Below are 22,197 nucleotides of genomic sequence, written 5' to 3' on the forward strand. Positions count from 1 at the left end.
TCATTAATTATTGATTTCACTTTACTTCACCATTATATTGATTCATTACATTTTCGAATTTTTCATTTTGAATAAATGCCTCTACGGCATCCGCAACATATTCAATAACCGGTTGCATCGTTTTCATTTCTTCAGAAGAAAACTTTTGTAACACGTAATCGACGATAGGAATACGTGAAGATCGATCAATTCCTATGCGAATGCGTTTAAATTCTTGTGTTCCTAAATGCTGAATGATTGATTTAATACCGTTATGTCCTCCAGCACTCCCTTTTTGTCGGAGACGAATTTGACCTTGCGTTAGATCTAAATCATCATATAAAACTAAAATATCTTCAATTTCGATATTGTAGTAATTCATCAGCGGCTTAAGTGCTTCGCCTGATAAATTCATAAAAGTTAGTGGTTCTAAAAAGATTACTTTTTCGCCAAATAAATGTTCAACAGTGTAGGCACCACGAAATTTTTGTTTATCTAACTTAAATTGATGACGGTCCAAAAGGTAATCGATTACTTCAAAACCAATATTATGACGTGTTTGTTCATATTTTTTGCCGATATTTCCTAAACCGACGATGAGTTTCATTATGTGTCCTCCCCGAAATCATCTTTAACGTTCCTTATTCATCACTCTTACATACTAACACATAATTATACATCTCCGAGAATTAAACGCTATAAAAAAGGCGTCTAGTTGGTATGAAAGTAGTATATCCTTATTATGCTTTATCACCTTTTAGCATTTTGAGTGTTCATTCTATAGCGTAGTATTCATCATAATCAAGTAATATCAATTGATTTTTGTCGTCTCACTTTTCCAGTGACCACTTCTTTTTTTGTTTAGGTACAAGTATATCCCCTTGCATTAACAAGACTAAACTTCATTTTACAAACGAAATAACCATCGATGAACCTTATGAAACCCCTGTCATCTCTCCTCCACCAAATAAAATTGAGACGTTAAAAAAGACACAATAGCGGCAATAGCCGATATTGTGTCTTTCTGAGTTGAGAAGATTAAGCTTCTTCTTTATCTTCTTCGCTTGCTTCAGTAGATTCACCGATAACTTCTGGCTCTTCTGTTTGATCTTCGCCTTCCATAGCAGCGATTTCTTCTTCAGTTGGCTCTTCAGTAGGAACAACTACTGATACAACTGTTTCATCTTGAGCAGTTTCAATTGTGAAGTCGCCAGTTACTTTAATGTCAGCAACTGATAAACTTTCGTTTACGTCTAATTCAGTAACGTCAACTTCGATTGATTCAGGAATGTTATCTGGAGTAGCAGTCACTTCAAGGTTGAATAATGGTTGCTCAACAACGCCGCCTTCATTAGCACCTTTCGCTTCACCAACTAAGTTTACAGGTACTTCTACAGTACGTTCTTCACTCATGTTGATCGCTAAGAAGTCGATGTGTGTGATTTGGTTTTTAAGTGGATCAAATTGGTAATCAGATACCATAACTTTGATTTCTTTAGAACCTACGCCTAATTGGATAACACCGTTACGTCCAACTTCACGAATTAATTTGATGAATTCAACTTCATCAACTTTTACAGATACGTTTTTAGTACCGTATCCATATACTACTGCAGGTACTTTACCTGCTTCACGGATTTTACGTAAGTCACCGCGAGTTTGTTTACCTTGACGAATAATAGACTTTAAAGAAGCCATATTTCGTTTCCACCTTTCTTCATGCACCTATGTGCAAGCACTTGCCCATCAACTGTGCGTCGCTTGCAAGTGTGTATTTGTCCGTAATGACACGAACAGAAATATTTTACACAAATTTTACGTTTGCGTCAACACTACTTAGTCAAATAAAACACTTACAGATTCGCGCTCATATACACGTACAATGGCTTGCGCTAATAATTCTGCTACTGATAATTCTTTAATATTATTTGGCTTTTGTTCGTCTTTCAACTGAATTGAGTTCGTTACAATAAGTTCTTTAATCGCTGAATTTTCAATACGTTCTTTAGCTGGACCAGATAAAACTGGGTGTGTACAACATGCATACACCTCTGTAGCTCCTTTATCTTTCAACGCTTGTGCCGCTAGCGTAATTGTGCCTGCAGTATCGATAATATCATCGATAATAATTGCTGTACGGCCTTCAATTTCACCGACAATATTCATAACTTCTGCCACGTTTGGTTTAGGGCGACGTTTATCGATAATCGCAATTGGCGTTTTCAAAAAGTCTGCTAATTTACGCGCACGTGTCACACCACCATGGTCCGGTGACACGACCACGCATTTTTCAGGATCGATGTCTTTGTTGTTTAAGAAATAGTCCGCTAAAATAGGGACACCCATTAAGTGATCAATTGGAATATCGAAGAAACCTTGAATTTGTGGCGCATGCAAATCTAGAGCAATCATGCGATCTGCGCCTGCAGTTTCAAATAAATCTGCTACAAGTTTAGCAGTGATAGGTTCACGGCTACGTGCTTTACGGTCTTGTCTCGCATATCCATAGTAAGGCACTACAATAGAAATGTTCGCTGCAGACGCACGTTTACATGCATCAATCATAATGAGTAATTCCATTAAATGCACATTGACAGGATTTGATGTAGGTTGAATGATGAACACATCACACCCACGAATGCTTTCTTCAATGTTGATTTGGATTTCTCCATCGCTAAAACGCTTAACTGTACATTTACCTAATTCGACACCTACGTGATCCGCTACTTCTTGAGCTAGGGGTTCATTACCTTTCAATGAGAAAATTTTTAAAGACGAATTTTTATATTCGGTATTTAACATGTTTTATCCTCCAATATGATCTAGGGTTTGTTGATTGATGTATTGATATAAATAGTTTTCACTGTAAAAGTTTATTTGTTTTGATTTAAGTAACCAGGCTTCGTTGTTTGTCTTGCACGTGCAAGGGCTAAACTCTCTTCGGGAACATCTTCCGTAATCGTTGAACCTGCTGCAATCAACGCACCATCTCCAACAGAAACAGGCGCGACTAAGTTCGTATTGCAACCAATAAATGCATCCTTACCAATGATCGTTTTAAATTTATTGACGCCATCATAGTTCACTGTAATAGAGCCGCAACCTATGTTGGTACGTGCACCTATTTCAGCGTCACCAATATAACTTAAATGTGATACTTTAGCACCGTCATCTAAACGGGCTTTTTTAATTTCGACAAAGTTGCCAATTTTAGTCTCGCTGCCTAAATCACTGCCTGGACGTAATTGTGCAAACGGTCCGATTTTAGATTTTGAACCTACAACAGCTTCAGTAATGACCGATTGCTTGATTGTAACGCCATCTTCAATGACACTGTCGTGTATTTCTGAATATTGACCGACAACGACATTCTCTCCAATTTCAGTCTTTCCTGAAATTTTAACGCCTGCTTCAATCACTGTATCAGTGCCTATTGTAACGTCTGCACCAATATACGTTGTTGCGGGATCGAGTAAAGTAACGCCGTTATGCATGTGCGCTTCATTCGTACGTTCACGATAGATACGTTCAGCACGACTCAATGCCACTCGATCATTGACACCTATCATTTCTTCAAAATGCTCTGCATGGTAAACAGCAACATGTCCTGCTTGTTGGTGAATTAAAGTTAAAACTTGCGGTAAGTAGTACTCACCTTGCGCATTGTTATTATCCACTTCACGTAAAAGTTTAAATAACGTCTCGTTATCAAAAGCAAATATTCCGGAACTGATTTCCGTAATTTGTTTTTCCTCATCACTTGCATCTTTTTCCTCTACGATTCGTTGTAACAAGTTAGTGCTTGAATCACGTACAATTCTACCGTAACCAAATGGTTGCTCTGTCGTCGCTGATAGCACTGTAGCTTGCGCATTGGAAGCTTCATGATGTGCAAGAAGTTGAGATAATGTGTCACCTTTAATTAAAGGCGTATCTCCACAAACGACAATTGTCGTACCTTTCAACTGACCCAAATGCGCCTCTGCTTGTTGTACTGCATGCGCTGTTCCTAGTTGTTCTTGTTGAAAACTGTACTTAGAAACATCCCCCAATGTTTCCTTCACGCTTTCAGCACCGTGGCCTACAATAGTTACAATATTCTCGATGCCAGCCAATTTGACTTGATCGATGACGTGCTCAATCATAGGTTTTCCAGCTACTTCATGAAGCACTTTACATTTTTTAGACTTCATGCGAGTACCTTTACCAGCTGCTAAAACGATTGCATGTTTTTGCATGGAATGAACCCTCCAGTTTTTTTACACTTCTACACAATTATAATTTAAGCGAAGTGTTACTTTCAAGAAGTAAACGAAGAAATGAAGTGACTCTTCGATTTTTACGTCAGACTTTTATGTAGAAACATGCATCAACTCAAAGATAAATGTACTTTTGATAAAAATTGTTACAATTTAATTATGTAGTTATACAACCACTCATATAAATGCATGCTAATAAAAAAGGATTTTACAGTTGAACAGAATCTCAACCATAAAATCCTTTCTACCATAACGGAAAATTAAACTTCCTCGTTATTTTCTGATTCATTTTTATCTTCGTCATTCTGGCTTGGAATAACTTCATCAGTCTCTTCATATACTTTCATTACAGCATCCTGAATCTCTTGACGCATTTCAGAATTAATAGGATGTGCAATGTCGCGGAATTCACCATCTGGTGTACGTTTACTTGGCATTGCTACGAAAAGTCCTGAATTCCCTTCAATTACGCGCAAATCATGAATTACGAATGATTCATCTAATGTAATTGATACAAGAGCTTTCATTCTTCCATCAGTTTGTATTTTTCTAAGTCTGACATCTGTCACTTTCATGTAGTGAGCCCCCCATAGTATATAAGTTAAAAAATGTAGTTAATTAAGAAGTTCAAGTATGTTTATACATCCTTAACTTCAGCGATGACTTCGATTTCAATTTTAACGTCTTTGGGTAAACGTGCTACCTCAACCGCACTTCTCGCAGGTTTATGCGAGCTGAAGTACGAGCCGTAAACTTCATTTACCTTTTGGAAATTTTCCATATCAGACAAGAAAACTAAAACTTTTACGACATGATCCAAATCTGAGCCTGCCGCATTAAGAACAGCTTTTAGATTTTCAAACACTTGCTTTGTCTGTACTTCTACATCATCACTTACAATTTTACCTTCCAAATTTAAAGGTATTTGTCCTGACGTATAGACCAAACCATTCACGATAGTTGCATGTGAATATGGGCCTACCGCAGCAGGCGCTTTATCTGTGTTAATTGTTTTCATTTGTGATAAACGCTCCTTTTAATTTTCAAATTTAGAAAGGCTGTTCCCCGCTTCGACTTTAAACGCTTGGTTGTATTCATCGACATCGGACAAACGGACTAAGGAAGTATAGTCTTCAATTAATCGTTGCTTGACTTCTTTAGATTCTACAAGTACCGATACCCCTTTTACTTCGGCTTTAAACTCATTCATTAAATTGATTACGCCATTTATTGAACCACCTGCACGCATAAAGTCATCGATGATTAAAACTTTTGAGTGTTCTTTTAAAGTACGCTTTGAAAGCACCATCGTTTCTATTTTACGCGTTGAACCTGAAACGTAATTAATCGAGACGGTTGACCCTTCTGTCACTTTATTATCTTTTCTGATTACTACTACTGGTAAGTTTAAAACACTAGCGACTGCATTTGCGAGTGAAATACCTTTTGTCGCAATCGTTACTACTGCATCCAATTCTTCATGCATATAAAGTGTCGCGATCAGTTTACCGACACGTTTTAGCAAAGGCGGATTCCCAACAAGATCTGATAAAAACAAATAACCACCTGGAAGCAATCGTTCTTTTTCCTGTAGTAGTGTGATTAATTCATTAATTACCGCTTCTGCTTCTGCTTTTTGCATTTCTGGGCGATAGCGCACACCGCCACTCGCACCAGCTACCGTTTCAATTGTGCCAAGTCCTTCTTCAAGAAGTGTATCTTTAATGATTTGAACATCTTCACTAATAGAAGATTTTGCCTGTTTAAATTTAGTAACAAAAAATGTTAGTGGGACTAGTTTATTCGGATTATTAATTAAATATTGTGTCATGAAGACGATACGTTCACTTCTTTTGTACCTCATGTATCATCAAATCCTTTCAAAATTATCCTAGCGTTCGTACTAAATATACATCATTGCAGCAACCACAAATTGCATTATAAATGTGGCGCGCTTGTCGTTCGCGTTGTGCGAGTCCATAAACTGTCGGACCACTGCCGCTCATTAGTGCACCATCCGCACCATTATTTAACATATTTTCTTTAATCTTTTGAATCTCCGGTTGTAATGACATTGAAACAGGTTCCAACCGATTGGATAAGCTCTGACAAACACCTGTGTAATCGCCCGTTTCAATTGCTTTCATACAATCTGCCGTATGCACTTTGAAAGGGTGATTCAGATCTAAGCCATTATAAATATCAGGTGTAGACAATCCCGCTTGTGGTTTAGCGACAATAACCCATGATGATGGTGGCCGTTCAAGTAATGTGATTTTTTCACCACGTCCCCGACATAAAGCAGTAGTGCCGTACACACAAAACGGAATATCTGAACCGATTTCTGCGGACAATTCACTTAATTCATCCAAACTTCTATTTAATTCAAACAAACGATTCATGCCACGCATAGTTGCTGCTGCATCACTAGAGCCCCCAGCGAGACCTGCCGCGACGGGGATATTCTTTTCTAGTGTAATCGTCACGCCTTCTTTAATTTGATACGTCTCTTTCATCAGAAGTGCTGCACGATATGCCAAATTACGATCATCGGATGGAATGTATGTCTCATCTACGTGAAGTACGATTTTGCCATCTTGCCGTTTTTCAAAAGATAAACGGTCATTTAAATCAATCGTTGTCATAATCATCTCTACTTCATGATAACCGTCTTCTCGTTTATATAATGTATCTAACGTTAAATTGATTTTAGCAGGTGCCGTTTCATAAATCATACTATCATTTCCTCTTTTTAAATGGTATTACTGTGATTTTACCATAAGTGACACATCGTGAGCCTCGCTCAAGATATTAAATTCAAAAAAGTTTATAACATCTTAAAACGATGTGTTAAGGGCCCACGTGCTATGACAGCGTGCAGCCCCTTTTTAAACTCAACTAAAAAGAGCGAGACGTCGAAATCTCCACAAATAGATTTCACGCTCACTCTCAAGTATGTACAACTTATCAATATAAGTATTATTGTGCCGCTGCTTCTTGTTGTAATTCTTCCTCTACAAAAGTTACATGTACATTTTCTGTGAGTACATCCGCATAAGTATAGGACACACGTTCGAAGTTATGTTTATCTTGGTCTAGCTCAACAATGAACACAGATGGATATGTTTCTTTCAACACTCCAGAACGTTCTATTGTTTTTTTACGTCCCCCATTAGCTTTAAGTACAATACGATTTCCTAACTGACAATCAAGACGATTTTTGATGTCTATAATAGATTTTGGCATATTGCTCCACCTCGCTACTAGTGTAGTATAACACATTTTAGTACCAAGGTCAAATAAAATTTCAATTTTATCAATGCTAGTTTAGAAAGTCAATCATTTTATAATGTCAATTTTGGGAAATTTTTTAATTCCGCATATAATCGTGCATATTCCTGTATTGAAAGCGTTTCTCCACGTCGCTTGGGATCGATGCCAGCCGCTTCTAACCACGCCATAATGTCTGCTTTGACACTTTTACCGTCAACAAACATATTTTGATAGTTATTCAAAATAGTTTTACGACGTTGACTAAACGCACCTTTTGTCATTTTAAAGAACGTGCGCTCATCATCAACCTTCACAATAGGCGTCGAGCGCTTCATCAATTTCACAACGATAGAATCGACATTAGGCGGTGGCATAAACACGGTTTTAGGTACGTTCAACACGCGGGACGTTTCAGTATAATATTGCGCTACTATCGACAATGAACCGTATGCTTTAGTGCCTACTGAAGCATTCAGTCGTTCACCTACTTCTTTTTGCATCATTACCACATAGCCATCAATATTCAACTTCGCTTCAAGTAACGATAACAAAATAGGTGTCGTAATATAGTATGGCAAATTAGCAACGACCATGATTTTGTCACAGTCGCTCAAATGTGTTTGAATCGCTTGTGAAACATCTGCTTTTAATATATCTTCGTTAATTATCGTTACATTGTTATAAGGCGATAATGTTTCTTTTAATACGGGTATTAAACGTTGATCAATCTCAAAAGCCATGACTTTTTTAGCATGTTTTGCCAATTGCTCTGTCAGCGATCCCATACCTGGACCCACTTCAATTACGCCTGTATTTTCATCAATGCCACTCGCATTTATAATATTATTAATAATATTAACGTCTATTAAAAAGTTCTGACCTAAGCTTTTTTTGAAACTAAAACCATATTGTTCAAGTAATGCACGGGTTCTTGTCGGTGTGGCTATATCTTTCTCATGCATGGTTTGTTACTCCTCTTCTCCTAATGCGCGTCGGACATCTTCTTCAGTATAACCAAACGCATTGAGTTTCTTTAATAATTGTTTGCCATTAGAATGACCAATGTGTAACTTTCGACCTATAATTTCGCGGCGCCGTCTTGCGTCCGGGCCAATAATAAGTCCTAAATCAATTAGCACCGCTTTATCAATGGTTTCATGGGATTCTGATAAAGGTGATGACACATGCATTAACGCTTCACGAATAGCCTCAAATGATGCATGTTCGACTCCTATTTTCCCTCTTTTATTTTTGGCTTTTTCACGGTCGATATAAGCATGCTTAACGCCTGGAACAGCGTCTCGAATAATTGTGCGGATTTTATCGCCAGGAAAATCAGGATCCGTCAACACAATGACTCCTCTCGTCTCTTGTGCTTGACGAATAACATCTAGCCGTTCGCGATCAATTGCGCTCCCATTCGTCTCTATTGTGTCACAATCAACAGCGCGTTGCACCCGCTCTGTGTCATCACGACCTTCTACCACCACAAATTCATTGATTTTCATATAGGCACCTTCTTTTTATGTCAAAATGATTCATTTAAATTGAATAATGTCATTGCATTTTTTGTAGTTTGTTGCGCCACTTCTTCATAAGTAATCCCGCGAAGCGCTGCAATCTGTTCTGCAACTAAAGTCACATGCGCAGGCTCATTACGTTTTCCACGATAAGGGTGAGGTGTTAGAAAAGGTGCATCTGTTTCTACAAGTAAACGTTCTAAAGGCACATGTTTCGCCACTTCTTTTGGCTGTTTCGCATTTTTAAAAGTGACGGGGCCGCCAAGTGAAATATGAAAGTTTAATTTGTTAATGACAATATCTGCAATCTCAGGAGACCCACTAAAACTATGCATAATACCGCCAACTTCTTCAGCATGTTCCTCTAATAAAATATCTATGCAGTCCTGTGTCGCTTCTCTATTATGGATGACGATTGGCAGCTTCACACGTTTGGCTAATGCGATTTGCTTTCGGAATAGCTCTTTTTGAACGTCTTTAGGTGATTTATCCCAATGATAATCTAAGCCCATTTCCCCAATACCGATAACTTTTGGGTGTTGCGCTAATGACTCTATCCAGTCTAGTCGTTCATCTGTACAATCAATCGCATCAACCGGATGCCAACCAATAATGGCATAAATAAATTCATAGTCTTCAATCAATGTCATCGCGCGTTCAATTGTTTTCGTATCAAAACCAACCACAAACATACGGTTCACTCCCGCTTCACGCGCGCGCTCAATTACTTCTTCTAAGTCTTCCTCATATTGATCCGCATTTAAATGTACATGTGTATCGATTAACATTATTATTCCTCCTATTTTAGTAAAAAAGGAGTGAGACCGTTATCAAATTATTGTTAATTTGACTTCGTTGTCCCACCCCTAACGACGTTCAAACAAGTCCTACCGTTACGTGTCGTAACGCGTCTTGTGTGAAACTGCTCATTCTCGATAATCGCGTTGTTAAAGCCTCTCTACGTGTTACTTAATCACCGCGCCATTTGGAACTGCATTTGGTAAGCTTACTAAAGTAAGTACGCCATCTTTTTCAGCAGATAAAATCATACCTTCTGATTTTTGTCCCATTAATTTCGCAGGTTTTAAGTTTGTTACGACTGCCACTTTCTTACCTATAATGTCTTCAGGTTGATAAAATTTCGCAATACCTGAAACAATTTGGCGCTGTTCATGGTCTAAGTCGACTTGAATTTTCAATAGTTTATCTGATTTTTTAACGTGCGTCGCATCAATAATCGTTGCCGCTTTAATTTCCACTTTATCGAAATCTTTAATGTCGATTTGTGCTTTTGAAGATACTGCTTCCGTTTCTGATTTAGGCGGTTGCATGCTCGTTTTAATATATTCCACTTCTGCTGCAACATCTAAACGTGGAAAGATTGGTGTTGGTTTTGCCGATACTGTTATTTCCGATGTTAACTGACCATACGTTTCAAGACTATCCAACTCATGTAACGTCTCATTTTGAATGTTAAGTTGGTCAAAAATCTGATATGGCGCATGTGTTAAGAACGGGCGTAACAATACAGCAGCATAGCGAATATTTTCCACTAAGTGTGCCATCACGTTGCCTAACATTTCTTTTTGAGCATCATCTTTTGCTAAAATCCATGGTGTTGTTTCATCAATGTATTTGTTCGTACGACTAATTAATTTCCATACCGTTGAAAGCGCAATAGAGAATTGCAAATTATTCATACTTTCATGATACGTGTGCACAGTATCTAAAGCCATTTGCTCCATATCTGCATCAAGCTCATGCTTTGGACCTTGGTATGCTGGAAGTTGACCACCAAAATACTTGTTAATCATTGAAATTGTTCGATTGACTAAGTTACCTAAGTCATTCGCAAGGTCATAGTTCGTACGTTCTACGAAAGTTTCAGGTGTAAAGACACCATCTGAGCCAAATGGCAACTCTCTCATAAGGTAATAACGTGTTGCGTCTAAGCCATAGCGGTCAATTAATACATTAGGATCCATCACATTACCTTTGGATTTACTCATTTTACCATCTTTCATCAATATCCAACCGTGCGCGAAAACTTTTTTAGGTAACGGCAGATCAAGCGCCATTAAAATAATTGGCCAAATGATGGAATGGAAACGCACAATTTCTTTTGCCATTAAATGAATGTCTGCTGGCCAATACTTTTGAAATGCTGTATCATCATCTGTTAAATAGCCTAGCGCTGAAATATAATTGACAAGGGCGTCTAACCATACATATACTACGTGCTTCGGATTAGAAGGAACTTTCACACCCCAGTTAAACGACGTACGTGATACCGCCAAATCATCTAAGCCAGGTTTAATGAAATTATTAATCATTTCATTTTTTCGAGATGGTGGCTGAATAAATTCTGGGTGTTCGTCATAAAATGCCAGTAGGCGATCCGCATATTTAGAAAGCTTAAAGAAATAACTTTCTTCTTTAACAAGCTCTACCTCATGACCTGAATCCGGACTTTTTCCGCCTACGATTTTACCGTTTTCGTACACGGGTTCTACTAACTGTGTTTCAGTGTAGTACGTTTCATCAGGTACAGAATACCAACCTTCGTATTCTCCAAGGTAAATATCACCTTGCGCTAATAGTTTTTCAAAGATTTTTTCAACGACTTGTGTATGACGTCGTTCTGTTGTACGAATAAAGTCATCATTAGAAATATCGAGCTTTTTCCACAATGCTTTAATCCCATCAATCATTCCGTCTAAATAATCTAATTCAGACATTCCTGCTTTTTGAGCTTTTTCTTGTATTTTCTGCCCATGCTCATCTGTTCCTGTTAAATAGCGTACATCGTATCCTTGTAAACGTTTATAACGTGCAATAACGTCTCCTGCTACAGTAGAGTATGCATGGCCAATGTGTAAATTACCGCTTGGATAATATATCGGTGTAGTAATGTAAAATGTATCTTTTACCATTAGCGCTCCTCCTCATTTCTTATCTTATCTAATATATCGAAAATCATGGTCTTTTTCAATCTACGAACGTGACATCTTTCTTAGAAATCGCATGCTTTAAGCTTCAATCTTATGATAGATATTGTAGACCGTCTTACTTGATATTTCTCGTTCTTGCGCAACTTGTTTAATTGCTTGTTTAGGCTTCATATTTTGAGCAATATAGTGTTCAACGTGTTCGTCAATTGACAGTTCTTCAAACCACTGCGTCTCAGCAACCGCTTCAGCCCCTTCTATCACAATGACAAATTCTCCTTTAAGTGGAATGGTCTTCTCTAATTGTGATAGTAAGTGTTCAACTCGATCTGTCGTAATTTGTTCGAACTTTTTAGTTAATTCTCTTCCAAGTGTAACACGTCGTTCTGAATCAATTGCATGGATCGCTTCTAATGTTTCTTTGACACGATAAGGGGATTCATACAAAAGCAATGTACTTTCTTGAAACATCCGTGTTTCTAATATTTCTTTTTTTTCACGCATTTTACGTGGCAAAAAGCCAATGAAAGTATAGACAAATGAAGGTAATCCGCTTGCCATCAAAGCTGTTAGCCCTGCATTCGCCCCTGGAATAGGTGTAACTGTAATGTGAGCTTCTCGTGCACGTACAACTAATTCGTAACCTGGGTCAGAAATTAAAGGCAAACCCGCATCTGAAACTAACGCAATGGTTTTCCCTTCCAATAATGCGGAAATTAATGTGTCAGTCATCTGTGCTTTATTATGTTCATGATAGGATTGTAGCGGTGTCGTAATGTTAAAATGGTGGCATAATTTTTTAGTGACACGTGTATCTTCACATGCAATTAAATCAACATTTATAAGCGTCTCAATCGCACGAAAGGTCATATCTTCCAAATTGCCTATTGGTGTACCTACCAAATATAAATGTGTCATATTAGCGCTCCTTTAATCAGTTGCAACTTGTCTTTGCGACTTAATTGTTTAATAGCATATTCGCGTTTTAGTGCCTCAGATTTTGTTTCAAAAGTTTCTTGATATAACAGTTTTACAGGACGTCGTACTTTCGTATATTTGGCTCCTTTGCCTTCATTATGTTTTGCAATCCGCGCATCAATATCTGTTGTATAGCCCGTATATAATGACGCATCTTTACAACGTACAATGTAAATATAATGATTAGCCATAATAAATCGCCTTCATTTCATCTGTATAATTCCCACATGTGTCATACATATAAAAAGGGGGCACTAGCTTCAATCCTTCGTTGCCACCTTTACGTCCTTCCACTACAATCGTCTGAGCTTCTTTTCCTACCTTACTGTATATCATATGTAATCGCTTAGGTTCGATATGATAGCGTCGCATCGATTCAAATATGTCTAACAAGCGTTCCGCACGATGTACCATCATTAGCCGTCCTCCTTGCTTAAGCGCATGACCACTCACTCGAATACAGTCATCTAATGTACAATACAATTCATGCCGCGCAATCTTATGTGCTTCAATTTGATGTTGATTCATTTGGTTGATTTTAAAGTAAGGCGGGTTACACGTCACTAAATCAAAAGATGCCGGTTTGAAACGGTGCGTAACGTGCTGTAAATCATCATGAATGATTTCAATTTGTGATTTTAGCGCATTATACGCCACACTCCGGCGCGCCATATCCACAAGTTTTTCTTGAATTTCAATACCAGTGATTGCGTTATTGCCTTTGGCTGACAACAATAAAGGAATCACGCCATTACCGCTACATAAATCTAAAATACGATCTCGTTTTCTTGGTGTTGTAAAATGGCCGAGGAGCAAAGCATCCGTCGAAAAGGAAAACACCGCGTCATTTTGAATAATTCGCAAATTTTCTTTAACTAAATAATCTAAACGTTCACCTTGTTCTAACACATTGCCACCTCTACTTATTTCTACACCTTTGTATCACCCTATGATTCATTGTCACGTTTACTATTTAAAACATTTAAACAAAAAATACAGTCTTCACCTTTACGATGTTTTCCAAATACATCATGACAAATGTGAAAACCTTCATGGTATAATTTTGCAAAATATTCACGACTTTGAAGTTGTTTGGTTGCCCGTTTTTTCACCTTAGCTGCTTCTTGTTCAGAGGTTGCTTGTTGCTGGTTAAGCAAAGATTTTAAATGATCATTCTCCGTTTGTAATGCCACATTCTCTTCAACAAGTTCCACCGTTAATGCTTTTAGTGACTGCATGTTTTCATTGATGCCTCTTACATTTTGCTCTAGTTGCATTAAACGGTCGAAAAGTTCATTTCGATCCAATGGGCCCCTCTCCTTATTTAATCGTTTTTAATTCTTCAATATGATATTCTAACGTTTGTTCAAAACCTTCTACTTTGACAAACATTGAGACGTTAATTACATTCAAACTGATTACTTCTCCACGACCTTCAGGGGTCTCTACCACTTCGCCCACATCCGGCAGTTGTTCACGTGCTGCTTCATACATGTCATCCTCATATTTAAGGCAACACATTAAACGTCCACATGCGCCTGAAATTTTAGAAGGGTTTAATGACAAGTTTTGATCCTTTGCCATCTTGATTGAAACCGGTTCAAAATCTCCTAAAAAAGTTGAGCAACAGAGTGAACGCCCACAAGGTCCAATACCGCCAAGTAGTTTCGCTTCATCACGAACGCCAATTTGTCTTAATTCAATGCGGGTTTTCAACTTTTGCGCAAGTAAACGTACTAACTTACGAAAATCAATACGTTCATCTGCTGTAAAATTAAAAATCACTTTTGAACGGTCTAACGTATACTCGCAATTGACGAGCCTCATATCCAATCCAAGTTCAGCCACATAGGACTTACATAGTGCTAACGCTTCTTCAGCTGCAGCTTCATTAGCCGCTTGAGCTAATAAATCGTCTTCTGTAGCAATACGCAAAGCCGGCTTTAAAGGCTGTGCAACGTCCTCACCGTTTATTTCTTTTGGCTCATGCTTGACAATTCCGAGTTCAAAACCCCGTTGTGACTCCACCACAACAGGTGTTCCTTTACATAAATCACCATCACACGGCGCATAATATTCCAACGTATTCGCTTTTTTAAAGTAAACACCTACAACAAAACACATGCACATCACCCCTTCACTTTTATTGCAATTTGCTCAAAAACCAACGTTGGATTCACATTTTGATTGAGCTTTTTATGTGCTTCTGTAATTTGTTCAATAATATAGGTTAAATGATGATAACTTAATTGCTGTGCACCCGTTTCATAGTATGACTGAAGCTCCGAAAAAGTCATCCGTGACGTCATTCCCAATTTTGCATACATCATATCTTGAAAATAAGCGTTAATCCCTGCAAGCGTTAACAATTGTAAACGCCGATTTTTAGCTTGTTTCAATAATTCAACGATGCCAATTAACGCCATTTCGCGTTGCCTCAATAATCGATCACACCATTGTAAAATCACTTTACGTAAAGCGGATAAATCTGCTTCTTCATTCAATTGTAACGCTTCTTCAAATTGCGTGGTATATGTGCTCAACAGCTCAGCTACAGGTTTAGTGATCGTTTCATGCTCAGCTAAACGTGCTACAAAGGTTTGGCGACGCATCGGTTTGAAGTAAACGTGTTGACATCTTGAATGAATCGTATCTAAAATTTGTTCTGGTTTAGAAGAAATTAAAATCGCAATCGTTTTCGACGGTGGTTCTTCTAAAAACTTTAAAATACTATTTTCCCCTTGAACTGTTAAACGTTCAAAATCTTGAATAACATACACTTTATAATCACTTTCAATAGGCAATTGATTCATATGATGTACAAGTTGTTCGATACGCTCTTTTTTAATAGTAGTTTCATCTGTTTTGACATAATGAAAGTCAGGATGATTGTGTGCGTTAACTTTAGCCTCACATTGCGTATCTCCATGACATAGTATACGTGTCGAAAAGGTCATCGCGGCTGAAGTCATCGCTTCCATATCATCCCCTTCAAATAAATAGGCATGCGAAAGCTTTTGATTTTCATAAGCTTTAAGTAATTGGTCTATTTCTTTCATATCACCGCTCCTTTGTCTCTTACGTCTTGTTGCTGAACATACATAATTATAAATCCAAAGAAAAAAGGTTGCACAGTCGTACACACTGCCTTAAAGACCCGCATACGCTGCCACAACCTTCGTTATCATCTAAAATTGGTGAAACGATTCGACTGGCATTACAAAAACGGTTGCCCCGCCAACTTCAACTTCAACTGGATAAGGAATGTACGAATCCGCACTGCCTCCCATCGGTGTGATTGGAGACACCAGTTGTTCGCGATTTCCACATGTATCACTTATGACTTTTAAAATTTCTTCTACGCGATCATCGTCAACACCACTTAAAAAAGTAGTATTGCCTGCACGTAAAAAGCCACCTGTTGAAGCAAGCTTTGTCGCTCTAAAATTATTTTCAACGAGTCGGTCTGAGAGTTCTTGACTGTCTTGATCTTGAACAATAGCAATTATCATTTTCATAATCTCACGCACCTCTTGATCATTATTATATCATATGTAACTAAGTCACTTCACTGAAGAATCAACAAAATTAAATCGTTATTTTATTTCAACTTCTGAATGCTTTCATTAAGTGCTGCCGTCTAAAAGAATGTTTACTTCAAACGTTTTTTAATCACCGTTATTACCTCGCGCACCACTTCATCAACTGGTTGTGTCGCATCAATAACAACATAACGCTCAGGATTCTGTTGAATCAGCTGTTGATAGCCTTTTATAACACGATTATGAAAAGTCGCGTCTTCTTTATCAAGGCGATTTTGGGCGCGTTGATTGCTCATAATACGTTCACGCCCTACTTCGGCAGGAATATCTAAATACAATGTCATATCTGGATAATGACCTTCTATCGCAAATTCATTGATCGTTTGTATATCTTTTACCCCAATTTCACGGGCGAAACCTTGATAAGCCAATGAACTATCTATGAAGCGGTCGCAAAGGACTGTCGTCCCTTTTTCTAATGCAGGTAACACTTTATCAACAAGGTGTTCACGACGCGCTGCCGCAAATAAAAGTGCCTCAGTGCGCGCATCCATCGCGTCTCCCTCTAATAAAATGTTACGAATCGCTTCAGCCGTCTTTACGCCGCCTGGTTCACGCGTCGCAATCACTTCAAAATCTTTAGATAGTTGTTCAACGACCGATTTCAGTACCGTCGTTTTGCCTGATCCTTCAGGTCCTTCAATGGTAATAAACAATGCCATATTAGTCATCCTTCACTTTAATTTTTCCTTCAGAAAGACCTTCTATACGAAATCCTTTCTGACACCAATAGTCAATTAATTCTATCATAGATAGCGACACTTGTTCTCCCTTTAACAGACTCGGCACACCAGGAGGGTATAAAATTAAGTGCTGTGCTAATATACGATTCTCTGCCTTATGATAGGGCAACCAAATGTCTTTCTCAAACGAGCTTGGAATATAATTCCCGCCACCTGTATATAACTTTGGAGAAACTACCGCTTCTGTCTCCCTCTCTTCTTGAGGCACCTCAATTTGTGCAATACGCTGAAGCAACAACTCAAAAGGAAAAACATCTGACTCATGCCATAATGGTAGTATCCATAATACATACGACTCATCGGCTAACTCTACATAAATGCCCAACTCTTCCATACGCTTTTGAAGTTCATACCCTGCTAAGTTAGGGTGCGCAATCAGTACTTTTAGTGGGTCATCAACTTCAAGTACGTGAAGCTTAGATTGACGCAAAGTTGCTAACACTTGAGCGCGTTGCTCAAAAAAATGCGTGCTTTCGTAAGATTGGTAAAATGCATTTGCGGCCTCTAAACTAGCCATCAACAAATAAGAAGGACTAGAAGATTGAAATGTTCCTAATAACGCGATTACTTTTTCACGTTGAGGCGCCGCTTTATGGATAAATAAGACGGAACTCATCGTCAAACTAGGCAGCGTTTTATGGAAAGATTGAACGACAAAATCTGCATTACAATTAAGAGCAGATTGAGGAAATCCTTCTAAATCAAAATGCGCGCCGTGTGCCTCGTCCACTAAAACCGGGATATTGTGTTGATGAAATTGTTTAATCGTTTCATCAATGTTGAATGTTTGACCGTAATAATTAGGATAAGTTACCACACCCAATTTACCATTTTCTAAATCTAAATGTCGCAAATTAGGCGCGCTATATTGTGCTGTACGTCTATCTACTTCTGTAGGCAAAATAACTGCCTGTTGGGCGCCTAAGTCTAATGCATTAAAGACTGATTTGTGCACATTGCGTGCCATAACAACCTGACCAGACTGTTCTTGAAAAGCATGTATTGTTGCAAGTATACCGCTCGTCGTACCGTTAACAAGAAAAAAAGCATCATAATCGGGATGACGATTGACATTTGCCATACTTTGTTTTAAAAGTCCTTCAGGATGATGTAAATCATCGAACCCAGAAATTTCAGTAATATCATAACGACCAGTTAAAAATGATAAGTCTCCTATCGTTTGATTTTTATGTCCCGGGACATGCATCGATATAGGTTGTGTTTTGGACCATTCCTCTAGGCGCTCATATAAAGGCTTTTCCATCATCCATCTTCCACCTCTTCCGTCGTATTAGTTTAATCCTATCATGCATTTGTTCAATTGCCTATTCATGCTATGTGTTATGATCAACGGTAATTATTCAGAATGAGAGAAGTAAAAAGAAATAGACATACCAAACTTGTTTAAAATTCATGTGGCTCATTAACCACTTTTTCAAAATAGACCAACAAAAAACCCCAAGTACTTTAAGTACTTGGGGCAAGTTTGCTTGGCAACGTCCTACTCTCGCGGAACGTAAGTCCGACTACCATCGGCGCTAAAGAGCTTAACTTCTGTGTTCGGCATGGGAACAGGTGTGACCTCTTTGCTATTGTCACCAAACAATGTTTTACTTTATGTCAAACGTTTTCACTTCGTAAAGTGACTTTGAATGTTATACATTCAAAACTAGATAGTAAGTAGATTTTCACAAGCATTACCTTATGAACTAATTTGATTAAGTCTTCGATCGATTAGTATTCGTCAGCTCCACGTATCGCTACGCTTCCACCTCGAACCTATTAACCTCATCATCTTTGAGGGATCTTATAACCGAAGTTGGGAAATCTCATCTTGAGGGGGGCTTCATGCTTAGATGCTTTCAGCACTTATCCCGTCCATACATAGCTACCCAGCTATGCCGTTGGCACGACAACTGGTACACCAGAGGTATGTCCATCCCGGTCCTCTCGTACTAAGGACAGCGCCTCTCAAATTTCCTACGCCCACGACGGATAGGGACCGAACTGTCTCACGACGTTCTGAACCCAGCTCGCGTACCGCTTTAATGGGCGAACAGCCCAACCCTTGGGACCGACTACAGCCCCAGGATGCGATGAGCCGACATCGAGGTGCCAAACCTCCCCGTCGATGTGAACTCTTGGGGGAGATAAGCCTGTTATCCCCGGGGTAGCTTTTATCCGTTGAGCGATGGCCCTTCCATGCGGAACCACCGGATCACTAAGTCCGTCTTTCGACCCTGCTCGACTTGTAGGTCTCGCAGTCAAGCTCCCTTATGCCTTTACACTCTATGAATGATTTCCAACCATTCTGAGGGAACCTTTGAGCGCCTCCGTTACACTTTAGGAGGCGACCGCCCCAGTCAAACTGCCCGCCTGACACTGTCTCCCAACTCGATAAGAGTTGCGGGTTAGAAATCCAATACAATTAGGGTAGTATCCCACCAATGCCTCCACGTAAGCTAGCGCTCACGCTTCTAAGGCTCCTACCTATCCTGTACAAACTGTACCGAATTTCAATATCAGGCTACAGTAAAGCTCCACGGGGTCTTTCCGTCCTGTCGCGGGTAACCGGCATCTTCACCGGTACTATGATTTCACCGAGTCTCTCGTTGAGACAGTGCCCAAATCGTTACGCCTTTCGTGCGGGTCGGAACTTACCCGACAAGGAATTTCGCTACCTTAGGACCGTTATAGTTACGGCCGCCGTTTACTGGGGCTTCGATTCGTAGCTTCGCTAATGCTAACCACTCCTCTTAACCTTCCAGCACCGGGCAGGCGTCAGCCCCTATACGTCACCTTACGGTTTAGCAGAGACCTGTGTTTTTGATAAACAGTCGCTTGGGCCTATTCACTGCGGCTCTTCGAAGCGTGAACCTCAAAGAGCACCCCTTCTCCCGAAGTTACGGGGTCATTTTGCCGAGTTCCTTAACGAGAGTTCGCTCGCTCACCTTAGAATTCTCATCTTGACTACCTGTGTCGGTTTGCGGTACGGGCACCAATCTTCTAGCTAGAGGCTTTTCTCGGCAGTGTGAAATCAACGACTCGAGGAAAACTTGTTTCCTCTCCCCATCACAGCTTGACCTTAATGAGTGCCGGATTTGCCTAACACTCAGTCTTACTGCTTAGACGTGCACTCCAACAGCACGCTTCGCCTATCCTACTGCGTCCCCCCATCGCTTAAAACGAATCATGGTGGTACAGGAATATCAACCTGTTATCCATCGCCTACGCCTGTCGGCCTCAGCTTAGGACCCGACTAACCCAGAGCGGACGAGCCTTCCTCTGGAAACCTTAGTCAATCGGTGGACGGGATTCTCACCCGTCTTTCGCTACTCACACCGGCATTCTCACTTCTAAGCGCTCCACATGTCCTTGCGGTCATGCTTCAACGCCCTTAGAACGCTCTCCTACCATTGTCCTGAAGGACAATCCACAGCTTCGGTAATATGTTTAGCCCCGGTACATTTTCGGCGCAGTGTCACTCGACTAGTGAGCTATTACGCACTCTTTAAATGATGGCTGCTTCTAAGCCAACATCCTAGTTGTCTGGGCAACGCCACATCCTTTTCCACTTAACATATATTTTGGGACCTTAGCTGGTGGTCTGGGCTGTTTCCCTTTCGAACACGGACCTTATCACCCATGTTCTGACTCCCAAGTTAAATTATTTGGCATTCGGAGTTTGTCTGAATTCGGTAACCCGAGAGGGGCCCCTCGTCCAAACAGTGCTCTACCTCCAATAATCATCACTTGAGGCTAGCCCTAAAGCTATTTCGGAGAGAACCAGCTATCTCCAAGTTCGATTGGAATTTCTCCGCTACCCTCAGTTCATCCGCTCACTTTTCAACGTAAGTCGGTTCGGTCCTCCATTCAGTGTTACCTGAACTTCAACCTGACCAAGGGTAGATCACCTGGTTTCGGGTCTACGACCAAATACTCATTCGCCCTATTCAGACTCGCTTTCGCTACGGCTCCACATTTTCTGCTTAACCTTGCATCAGATCGTAACTCGCCGGTTCATTCTACAAAAGGCACGCCATCACCCATTAACGGGCTCTGACTACTTGTAAGCACACGGTTTCAAGTTCTCTTTCACTCCCCTTCCGGGGTACTTTTCACCTTTCCCTCACGGTACTGGTTCACTATCGGTCACTAGAGAGTATTTAGCCTTGGGAGATGGTCCTCCCAGATTCCGACGGAATTTCACGTGCTCCGCCGTACTCAGGATCCACTCAAGAGGGAATATGTTTTCGACTACAGGATTTTTACCTTCTCTGATTAACCTTTCCAGGTTATTCGTCTAACATGTTCCTTTGTAACTCCATAAGAGTGTCCTACAACCCCAACAAGCAAGCTTGTTGGTTTGGGCTCTTCCCGTTTCGCTCGCCGCTACTCAGGGAATCGATTTTTCTTTCTCTTCCTCCGGGTACTAAGATGTTTCAGTTCTCCGGGTCTACCTTCTCACATGCTATGTATTCACATGCGGATAACACGACATAACTCGTGCTGGGTTCCCCCATTCGGAAATCTCTGGATCACAGCTTACTTACAGCTCCCCAAAGCATATCGTCGTTAGTAACGTCCTTCATCGGCTTCTAGTGCCAAGGCATCCACCGTGCGCCCTTAATAACTTAATCTAGACGTGTTGATAAGCGTTCGCATTCTTATTCATCACGGCACAAATCACTCAGTTACTTACGCAAGTAAGCGCCTTCGTTCTTGTTTGTGATTCATAGACTGACAAACGCTTTCAATCACGTCTATCCTATCTATGTTATAATGCTTAACTTATCTTCACCAGTTATTAATTATGTGAGTCGTCTGTCGACGACTAGCGATAATTTTTTGTTTCAAGCTTTTCGCTTGTCACTCGGTTTTGCTTGGTAAAATCA

Annotated in this window: 22 protein-coding genes and 2 rRNA genes; all 24 read right to left on the reverse strand. The window is 39.7% G+C overall.

Going from position 1 to position 22,197, the window contains the following annotated elements; translation table 11 throughout:
- Positions 1–16: 16 nt before the first annotated feature.
- Entirely contained in the window at positions 17–586 is a 570-nt protein-coding gene (gene pth, locus LN051_RS10555; RefSeq protein ID WP_229292464.1) for an aminoacyl-tRNA hydrolase, read from the reverse strand.
- Between the two features lie 431 nt (positions 587–1,017).
- Positions 1,018–1,677 (reverse strand): 50S ribosomal protein L25/general stress protein Ctc, encoded by a 660-nt coding sequence (locus tag LN051_RS10560; RefSeq protein WP_229292465.1) that lies wholly within the window; start codon positions 1,675–1,677, stop codon positions 1,018–1,020.
- Positions 1,678–1,815: 138 nt separating this feature from the next.
- The gene (locus LN051_RS10565) at positions 1,816–2,781 is read right to left on the reverse strand and encodes a ribose-phosphate diphosphokinase (protein WP_229292466.1); all 966 of its coding nucleotides are present in this window, start codon (positions 2,779–2,781) and stop codon (positions 1,816–1,818) included.
- A gap of 71 nt (positions 2,782–2,852) precedes the next feature.
- On the reverse strand, positions 2,853–4,217 hold the full coding sequence (glmU, locus tag LN051_RS10570) for a bifunctional UDP-N-acetylglucosamine diphosphorylase/glucosamine-1-phosphate N-acetyltransferase GlmU (RefSeq protein ID WP_229292467.1): 1,365 nt from the start codon (positions 4,215–4,217) through the stop codon (positions 2,853–2,855).
- A gap of 281 nt (positions 4,218–4,498) precedes the next feature.
- Positions 4,499–4,813 carry a septation regulator SpoVG gene (gene spoVG / locus LN051_RS10575; protein ID WP_229292468.1) on the reverse strand — a complete coding sequence of 105 codons (315 nt, stop codon included), beginning with the start codon at positions 4,811–4,813 and terminating at the stop codon, positions 4,499–4,501.
- Positions 4,814–4,875: 62 nt separating this feature from the next.
- Positions 4,876–5,256, reverse strand: coding sequence for a RidA family protein (locus LN051_RS10580; RefSeq protein ID WP_229292469.1), 381 nt, complete (start codon positions 5,254–5,256; stop codon positions 4,876–4,878).
- Between the two features lie 18 nt (positions 5,257–5,274).
- Positions 5,275–6,102 carry a pur operon repressor gene (gene purR / locus LN051_RS10585; RefSeq protein ID WP_229292470.1) on the reverse strand — a complete coding sequence of 276 codons (828 nt, stop codon included), beginning with the start codon at positions 6,100–6,102 and terminating at the stop codon, positions 5,275–5,277.
- A 22-nt stretch (positions 6,103–6,124) separates the two neighbouring features.
- Entirely contained in the window at positions 6,125–6,973 is an 849-nt protein-coding gene (gene ispE, locus LN051_RS10590) for a 4-(cytidine 5'-diphospho)-2-C-methyl-D-erythritol kinase (RefSeq protein ID WP_229292471.1), read from the reverse strand.
- A gap of 244 nt (positions 6,974–7,217) precedes the next feature.
- Positions 7,218–7,484 carry a biofilm formation stimulator Veg gene (veg, locus tag LN051_RS10595; protein WP_229292472.1) on the reverse strand — a complete coding sequence of 89 codons (267 nt, stop codon included), beginning with the start codon at positions 7,482–7,484 and terminating at the stop codon, positions 7,218–7,220.
- 98 nt (positions 7,485–7,582) lie between these two features.
- On the reverse strand, positions 7,583–8,473 hold the full coding sequence (gene rsmA, locus LN051_RS10600) for a 16S rRNA (adenine(1518)-N(6)/adenine(1519)-N(6))-dimethyltransferase RsmA (RefSeq protein ID WP_229292473.1): 891 nt from the start codon (positions 8,471–8,473) through the stop codon (positions 7,583–7,585).
- A 6-nt stretch (positions 8,474–8,479) separates the two neighbouring features.
- Positions 8,480–9,019: a ribonuclease M5 gene (gene rnmV / locus LN051_RS10605; RefSeq protein ID WP_229292474.1), complete on the reverse strand. Its 540-nt coding sequence runs from the start codon at positions 9,017–9,019 to the stop codon at positions 8,480–8,482.
- A 20-nt stretch (positions 9,020–9,039) separates the two neighbouring features.
- Complete coding sequence (locus LN051_RS10610) at positions 9,040–9,819, reverse strand: TatD family hydrolase (protein ID WP_229292475.1); 780 nt, start codon at positions 9,817–9,819, stop codon at positions 9,040–9,042.
- A gap of 177 nt (positions 9,820–9,996) precedes the next feature.
- Positions 9,997–11,964, reverse strand: a complete 1,968-nt coding sequence (metG, locus tag LN051_RS10615) for a methionine--tRNA ligase (RefSeq protein WP_229292476.1) — start codon at positions 11,962–11,964, stop codon at positions 9,997–9,999.
- 96 nt (positions 11,965–12,060) lie between these two features.
- Entirely contained in the window at positions 12,061–12,897 is an 837-nt protein-coding gene (gene rsmI, locus LN051_RS10620; RefSeq protein ID WP_229292477.1) for a 16S rRNA (cytidine(1402)-2'-O)-methyltransferase, read from the reverse strand.
- Positions 12,894–13,148 (reverse strand): GIY-YIG nuclease family protein, encoded by a 255-nt coding sequence (locus LN051_RS10625; RefSeq protein WP_229292478.1) that lies wholly within the window; start codon positions 13,146–13,148, stop codon positions 12,894–12,896. The genes rsmI and LN051_RS10625 overlap by 4 nt, the downstream gene beginning before the upstream one ends.
- Positions 13,141–13,866 (reverse strand): tRNA1(Val) (adenine(37)-N6)-methyltransferase, encoded by a 726-nt coding sequence (locus LN051_RS10630; RefSeq protein ID WP_229292479.1) that lies wholly within the window; start codon positions 13,864–13,866, stop codon positions 13,141–13,143. The genes LN051_RS10625 and LN051_RS10630 overlap by 8 nt, the downstream gene beginning before the upstream one ends.
- Before the next feature lie 38 nt (positions 13,867–13,904).
- Positions 13,905–14,264 (reverse strand): DNA replication initiation control protein YabA, encoded by a 360-nt coding sequence (gene yabA, locus LN051_RS10635; RefSeq protein WP_229292480.1) that lies wholly within the window; start codon positions 14,262–14,264, stop codon positions 13,905–13,907.
- Between the two features lie 13 nt (positions 14,265–14,277).
- Positions 14,278–15,081 carry a PSP1 domain-containing protein gene (locus LN051_RS10640; protein ID WP_229292481.1) on the reverse strand — a complete coding sequence of 268 codons (804 nt, stop codon included), beginning with the start codon at positions 15,079–15,081 and terminating at the stop codon, positions 14,278–14,280.
- A gap of 5 nt (positions 15,082–15,086) precedes the next feature.
- A complete protein-coding gene (locus LN051_RS10645) occupies positions 15,087–16,016 on the reverse strand; it encodes a DNA polymerase III subunit delta' C-terminal domain-containing protein (protein WP_229292482.1) in 930 nt (309 codons plus the stop codon).
- Between the two features lie 129 nt (positions 16,017–16,145).
- The gene (locus LN051_RS10650; protein ID WP_229292483.1) at positions 16,146–16,475 is read right to left on the reverse strand and encodes a cyclic-di-AMP receptor; all 330 of its coding nucleotides are present in this window, start codon (positions 16,473–16,475) and stop codon (positions 16,146–16,148) included.
- 134 nt (positions 16,476–16,609) lie between these two features.
- Positions 16,610–17,221, reverse strand: a complete 612-nt coding sequence (gene tmk / locus LN051_RS10655; RefSeq protein ID WP_229292484.1) for a dTMP kinase — start codon at positions 17,219–17,221, stop codon at positions 16,610–16,612.
- A gap of 1 nt (position 17,222) precedes the next feature.
- Complete coding sequence (locus LN051_RS10660) at positions 17,223–18,566, reverse strand: aminotransferase class V-fold PLP-dependent enzyme (protein WP_229293679.1); 1,344 nt, start codon at positions 18,564–18,566, stop codon at positions 17,223–17,225.
- 224 nt (positions 18,567–18,790) lie between these two features.
- Positions 18,791–18,905, reverse strand: a 5S ribosomal RNA gene (gene rrf / locus LN051_RS10665).
- 111 nt (positions 18,906–19,016) lie between these two features.
- A 23S ribosomal RNA gene (locus tag LN051_RS10670) occupies positions 19,017–21,942 on the reverse strand.
- Between the last annotated feature and the right edge of the window lie 255 nt (positions 21,943–22,197).

It is taken from the genome of Staphylococcus ratti, from assembly GCF_020883535.1.
In the GTDB taxonomy this organism is placed as follows: domain Bacteria; phylum Bacillota; class Bacilli; order Staphylococcales; family Staphylococcaceae; genus Staphylococcus; species Staphylococcus ratti.